This window comes from Cryobacterium sp. Y57, assembly GCF_002929505.1.
Taxonomy (GTDB): Bacteria; Actinomycetota; Actinomycetes; order Actinomycetales; family Microbacteriaceae; genus Cryobacterium.
The window spans coordinates 42,802-49,058 of the sequence record NZ_PJJL01000051.1; the positions used below are offsets into that span (position 1 = coordinate 42,802).

The 6,257-nt window shown below is 60.6% G+C and carries 6 protein-coding genes; all 6 read right to left on the minus strand.

Features of this window, described 5'->3' with window-relative positions; all coding sequences use genetic code 11:
* Window positions 1–6 precede the first annotated feature (6 nt).
* From sufD to CXY72_RS03315, 6 genes are read right to left on the minus strand one after another with little or no spacing between them, the layout of a single operon-like run.
* Window positions 7–1,332 (minus strand): Fe-S cluster assembly protein SufD, encoded by a 1,326-nt coding sequence (sufD, locus tag CXY72_RS03290; RefSeq protein WP_199183942.1) that lies wholly within the window; start codon window positions 1,330–1,332, stop codon window positions 7–9.
* The gene (gene sufC / locus CXY72_RS03295; RefSeq protein ID WP_104126283.1) at window positions 1,329–2,105 is read right to left on the minus strand and encodes a Fe-S cluster assembly ATPase SufC; all 777 of its coding nucleotides are present in this window, start codon (window positions 2,103–2,105) and stop codon (window positions 1,329–1,331) included. The genes sufD and sufC overlap by 4 nt, the downstream gene beginning before the upstream one ends.
* Window positions 2,105–3,568 carry a Fe-S cluster assembly protein SufB gene (gene sufB, locus CXY72_RS03300; RefSeq protein ID WP_104126284.1) on the minus strand — a complete coding sequence of 488 codons (1,464 nt, stop codon included), beginning with the start codon at window positions 3,566–3,568 and terminating at the stop codon, window positions 2,105–2,107. The genes sufC and sufB overlap by 1 nt, the downstream gene beginning before the upstream one ends.
* 51 nt (window positions 3,569–3,619) lie before the next feature.
* Window positions 3,620–3,940: a ferredoxin gene (gene fdxA / locus CXY72_RS03305; protein ID WP_104126285.1), complete on the minus strand. Its 321-nt coding sequence runs from the start codon at window positions 3,938–3,940 to the stop codon at window positions 3,620–3,622.
* A gap of 49 nt (window positions 3,941–3,989) precedes the next feature.
* Complete coding sequence (locus tag CXY72_RS03310; protein WP_233197629.1) at window positions 3,990–5,315, minus strand: SufS family cysteine desulfurase; 1,326 nt, start codon at window positions 5,313–5,315, stop codon at window positions 3,990–3,992.
* Between the two features lie 26 nt (window positions 5,316–5,341).
* Entirely contained in the window at window positions 5,342–6,109 is a 768-nt protein-coding gene (locus CXY72_RS03315) for a metalloregulator ArsR/SmtB family transcription factor (protein WP_104126287.1), read from the minus strand.
* Window positions 6,110–6,257: the final 148 nt, after the last annotated feature.

Below are 6,257 nucleotides of genomic sequence, written 5' to 3' on the forward strand. Positions count from 1 at the left end.
GCCCGTTCATAGCTCGACCGGGCGGTCGTCATTCCTGAACCGGCCAGCGACGAGTGGTTCCAGTTGCGTCCGGAGCTGCTCGATGGCAATCCGGTCCACCATCTCGTGCACGAACGCGTAGATGAGCAGACCGCGCGCTGCCTCCGCCGGTATCCCGCGTGCCTGCAGGTATAGCAGCGCTTCCTCGTCCATTTGTCCGACTGCTGCACCGTGCGTGCACTTCACGTCATCGGTGTAGATCTCCAGCCTTGGTCTGGTGTCGACCTCGGCGTGGTCGGAGAGAATCAGGTTTTTGTTCTTCTGGTTCGCATCGGTTCCGTCGGCACCATGGCGAACCATGATGTGCCCGTTGAACACCCCGTGTCCGCGTCCGTCCAGCACGCCTTTGTACAGCTGGTGGCTGGTGCAGTTGGTGGCGGCGTGATCGATGAAGATCGTATTGTCGTGGAGTTGATCGCCTTGCGGCAGGTAGACGCCGTCGAGGCTGACCTCGGCGCCGACGCCGTCCAGCAAGACCCGCACCTCGTGGCGGGCGATGCTAGCGCCGAGCATGACGGAGCGGGAAGTGAAGCGGCTATTGCGCCCTTGACGCACATCGAGCAGTGCCAAATGGAACGCCGTCACAGGTTCGAGCTGAATCTTATAGTGCTCAATCTGCGCGTCATCGGCCAGGACGAATTCGGTAACAGCATTGGTGAGATACACGTCGCCATCGATCCCCGCGTAGGTCTCGACGATCGTTGCGCGACTGCCAGAATCGGCGATGATCACCGACCGTGGACTGGATATCAGGGGGACTCCGTCGGCATTGGAGAAGAATACGAACTGGATCGGCTCGTCCAGGATCGCCCCGGATGTGAGGTGGATGAATGCACCGTCCTCGGCGAGTGCGTCGTTGAAGGCGGCGAACGCGTGATGTTCGCCGGGGGTATGCGAGAAGAAGGGTTCGAGGCGATCAGACCCCGAGGCCAGCACCGCGGCGAGAGTTGTCACGACAGAGCCAGCTGGCAGGCCGGTCAGCCGCGAAAGCTCGGGCGCGAAGTGTCCGTTGACGAAGACCAACCGCGGACCACCGAGGTCGACCGCTGCTGCGTCGATCATTTCTGCAGTTACCCAGTTGCTGGAGGTTACGGTGGCGGCTTCGAAGGGCACAGCGAGGATCGGGGCCAGCGCTGTGTACTTCCAGTCCTCATCCTTGTGGGTCGGGAAGCCGTGCACGCCCACCCATTTGAGGGCGGCCAGTCGTGCCTCGTGGAGCCACGCGGGATCGCGGTCGTCCCGGTGGGGTTCGCGGCCGGCGAGCACTCCGCCGGCTGCACGCGTCAGCGTCACCTGGCCACCCCCACCGGTGCCAGACGCCCGGCGTTAGCTTGTTGCACACTCGTGTAGCCGTTCGCTTCGAGTTCGACGGCTAGGTCTTTGTCCCCTGAGCGCACAATTTGGCCAGCGGTCATCACGTGCACCCGGTCGGGAACGATGTAATCCAGGAGCCTCTGATGGTGCGTGATAACCAGCATGCTGCGGCCGGCGCTGCGGAGGGCGTTTACGCCGTTCGCGACGATCCGAAGGGCGTCGATGTCCAGACCGGAGTCCGTCTCATCCAGAATTGCGAGTTTAGGTTCCAGGATCGCCATCTGCAGGATCTCGTTGCGTTTTTTCTCACCGCCAGAGAATCCCTCATTGACCGACCGGTTCATGAAGCTTTGGTCCATCTCGACTAGCTTCATTCGCTCTTGGGCCAGTGCCAGAAAATCCACCGGATCCAGTTCTTCCTGCCCGCGTTGGCGGCGCAGGGAGTTCAACGCGGTGCGCATAAAGTACATGTTGCCAACGCCCGGAATCTCAACCGGATGCTGGAAGGCCAAAAATACACCGGCGGCAGCACGCTCCTCGGGCGACAGTGCCAGCAGGTCTTGACCCTCGTAGGAGACGCTGCCCGAGACTTGGTAGCCGTCTCGGCCAATGAGCACACTGGCCAACGTGCTTTTTCCCGATCCGTTGGGCCCCATGATCGCGTGCACCTCGCCCGCGTTCAGCTCAAGATTCACTCCCCGAAGGATTTCTTTGTCCTCGATACTGGCGTGCAGTTCTTTGATTTTCAGCATTATCCAACGCTTCCTTCCAGGCTTACGGTTAGTAGTTTTTGCGCTTCGACGGCGAATTCCATCGGGAGCATCTTGAATACTTCACGGCAGAAACCGTTGACGATCATCGAGACCGCCTCCTCTTCAGGAATGCCTCTTTGGCGGCAGTAGAGCAGTTGCTCCTCACCGATTTTGGACGTGGAGGCCTCGTGTTCAACCTGCCCGGTCTTGTTCTTCACCACGATGTAAGGAAGGGTGTGTGCCCCGCTATCATTGCCGATCAACAGCGAATCGCATTGGGTGAAGTTGCGGGCGCCGACGGCCGAATGCCGCATGTCTACCAGCCCCCGGTAGGTGTTCTGGCCGTGACCGGCCGAAATCGCTTTCGAAATAATGGTGCTCTTGGTGTTCTTACCAATATGCACCATTTTGCTACCGGTATCGGCCTGCTGACGCCTGGCTGTTAATGCCACGGAGTAGAACTCCCCGACCGAGTTGTCGCCCTTAAGAACGACGCCGGGGTACTTCCAGGTGATCGCCGAACCCGTTTCGACTTGAGTCCAGGAGATCTTCGAGTTCTTCCCCGACGCCATGCCACGTTTGGTCACGAAGTTGTACACGCCACCGTTGCCGTCTGCATCCCCCGGATACCAGTTCTGCACAGTGGAGTACTTGATCTGTGCGTCATCAAGGGCGACCAGCTCGACCACGGCGGCATGCAGCTGGTTCGTATCACGCACCGGGGCGGTGCACCCCTCGAGGTAGCTGACATAGGCGCCCTCCTCGGCAATGATCAGGGTGCGCTCGAACTGACCGGTATCGGCCGCGTTAATGCGGAAGTAGGTGGACAGTTCCATCGGGCAGTGCACCCCTTTGGGGATGTAGCAGAACGAGCCGTCGGTGAACACTGCAGCGTTTAAGGAAGCGAAGAAGTTGTCGTTGTAGGGGACCACCGAGCCGAGGTATTGACGTACTAGGTCCGGGTGGTTCTGAACGGCCTCCGAGAAGGAGCAGAAGATGACACCGACCTCAGCCAACTTGTCCTTGAACGTGGTCGCCACCGACACCGAATCGACAATGGCGTCCACGGCGACGCCGCTGAGCCGCTCCTGCTCGCCGAGGGAAATGCCGAGCTTGTCGAACATCTCTCGCACCTCCGGATCGACCTCGTCTAGACTCCCTAGATTTTTCTTCGGCTTGGGGGCGGCGTAGTAAATGATGTCCTGGTAGTCGACCGGTCCGTAGGAGACGTGCTGCCAGGTGGGTGGTGTGAGCGTAATCCAGTGCCGATAGGCACGAAGCCGCCACTCCAACAGCCACTCCGGCTCGTTTTTTTTACTCGAGATCAGCCGGATGATGTCCTCGTTCAGCCCTCGGGGGGCGACGTCGGTATCGAGATCGGTGACGAACCCGTACTTGTACTCTTGATTGGCTAATTCACGGACCTCGTCAGAGATACCCGGCGCGATTGTGGGTGCACTCATTTACTTCTCCTTGTCAGTTGTTGAAAGTTTCTGTCGGGCAGTTGGGGGCGATCAGTGCCCCTGGGGTGGCAGGGCGGCCACGAGCGGGTGATCCTTGGCATAGGGACCCACCTTCGCCGCTCCGCCCGGGGAGCCGATGTCATCGAAGAACTCGACATTGGCCGTGTAATAGTCGGCCCACTGCTCTGGCACGTCGTCTTCGTAGTAGATCGCCTCGACCGGGCAGACGGGTTCACAGGCACCGCAGTCGATGCATTCATCGGGGTGGATGTAGAGCGAGCGCTCGCCCTCATAAATGCAGTCGACCGGGCATTCGTCAATACATGCCTTGTCTTTGACATCCACGCATGGCAGCGCGATCACATACGTCACGGTGCGGCCCGTACCGAGTGCTCCAAGAATATTTCCTGACCGCACCCCATTAGGCTGCCACCCTAAATACCGCGGGTACCTGATCGAGAGCGTTCAGCAGCGTATCAACCTCAGCCACAGTGTTGTACGCGGCGAAGCTGACTCGCGTCGTCGCCGCCACGTTCATGCGCTGATGCAGCGGCATGGCGCAATGGTGACCAACCCGAACGGCGATCCCGGCATCGTCAAGGATTTGGCCGACGTCATGCGCGTGCACACCGTCAACCACGAATGAGATCACGCCAGATCGGTCCTGGCAGTCGACCGGACCGACGACACGGACCCACGGACGTTTTGCGAGTTCGGCGAGCAGAATCTCGGTCAGGGCGTGCTCATGGGCACTCACCCGCGACATACCCAAACGGGTCAAGTAGTCGCAGGCTGCGGCCAGGCCTACGGCCTGAGCTGCCACCGGAACACCCGCTTCGAAACGTTGCGGCGGCGCGGCGTAGGTCGAGCCTTCCATGCGGACGGATTCGATCATTGAGCCCCCGGTGAGGAATGGGGGCATGGCTTCCAGGAGAGCGTAGCGGCCCCAGAGGACGCCGACCCCGAGGGGGCCGAACATCTTGTGGCCGCTGAAAGCCACGAAGTCCACGCCGAGATCGACTACGTCAATGGCTAAGTGCGGGACCGACTGGCTGGCGTCCAGGACAGTCAATGCACCGACCATCCTGGCTCGACCCACAATGGCTGCAACAGGATTAATCGTACCCAGGACGTTCGACACCTGGGTGAATGCGACCACCTTGGTATGCTCAGTGATCACCGTCTCCAGATCAGTCAGGTCAAGACGGCCATCGTCAGTGACACCAATCCAGCGCAGGGTAGCGCCGCTGCGCCGGGCAAGTTCCTGCCACGGAACGAGATTGGCGTGATGCTCCATCTCAGTGACCACTATCTCGTCTCCCGTTCCGAGCGCGAACCGCGCCGCGACATCCGCGTCAACGCCGTCCATAGCCCCCACCGCAGCGGCATTGCTGAAGGAATACGCCACAAGATTCAGCGCTTCGGTCGCGTTTTTGGTGAACACCACCTCTAGAGCGTGCGCACCAATGAAACGGGCCATCGTCTCTCGCGCGGACTCAAACGCTGCAGTGGCCTCCTCAGCCAGCTGATGGGCACCACGGTGAACCGCGGAGTTGTGCTGCTCATAGAACGCACGTTGTGCATCGAGCACCTGACGCGGCTTCTGCGACGTCGCCCCGGAATCTAAATACACCAACGGTTTCTCTCCACGCACGGTGCGCGACAGGATCGGGAAATCGCCACGTATGGCGGCCGACTCCTGGGCTGTGAAGGCCCCGGCACCTTCAGAGCGTGTGGTTTCCGTCAAGCCAGAGTTTGACCCTTGGAGGGTTCTCATAGATTGGACCTTTCATCAGAGTTGTTCGTTTCGGATGACGTCGTAAAGGGGACAGTGTCCAGGGGGATGAAAGTCGTACAGACATGCTCACCTTGCACAAGAGTTGTTCGTCGTTCAACGCCAACCCCGAGCAGTCGCGAGAACGCTTCGGTCTCGACGTCGCAGAACACCGGGAACTCGGCCGCGACATGCAAAACTGGGCAATGCCCCTGGCATAACTGCACACCAGCCACGGGCAGGCCCGTGCCGGTCGGCCGGATCGTCGCTGCGAAACCGTCAGCGTTCAATGCCGAGGCCAGTGCCTCCGCGCGGGCGCGCACATCTCCACCCGTCGAGGGCAGCTGTGCGGCATACCGCCGCTCCAACTGTGCGCCACGTTCACGAGCGAACTCGTTCACGGCATCCGCACCGGCGTGTTCTGCGAGATAACGTAACGCCGAGGTGGCCACATCGGCGTAGTCACTACTCATCCCGGAATGACCAGCCTCGGAGAGAACGTACGCGCGGGCCGGCCTGCCACGGCCACGGCCACCGGCTGTGGCGAGCTCGCGTTCCTCGATGGCGCCTTGCTCGGCGAGCAGGTCAAGGTGACGGCGTGCGGCGGCGGGCGTCAATCCCAAACGTGAGGCGAGATCGGCAGCAGTAAGCGGGCCATCCTCGGCGAGCAGCTGCTGGACCCGGTCCCATGTGCGGGTCTCAACACCATTCGGTCCGTGTGTCGACCCGTCTGTACCCTTGGAGCTGTGGCGGTGGGTTATTAACATTACATAAGCATGTCCTAATTGAACTCGACTATCAAGCCGGCGCGTCGACTCATAAAAACCTCAGCTCGGTCATGTCCCGTTGAGTGGTGTTGTTTCCCGCTCCTGAGTGTTGCTGCGTTAACGTAGCGAGCCACCGTGGGATGGTCAG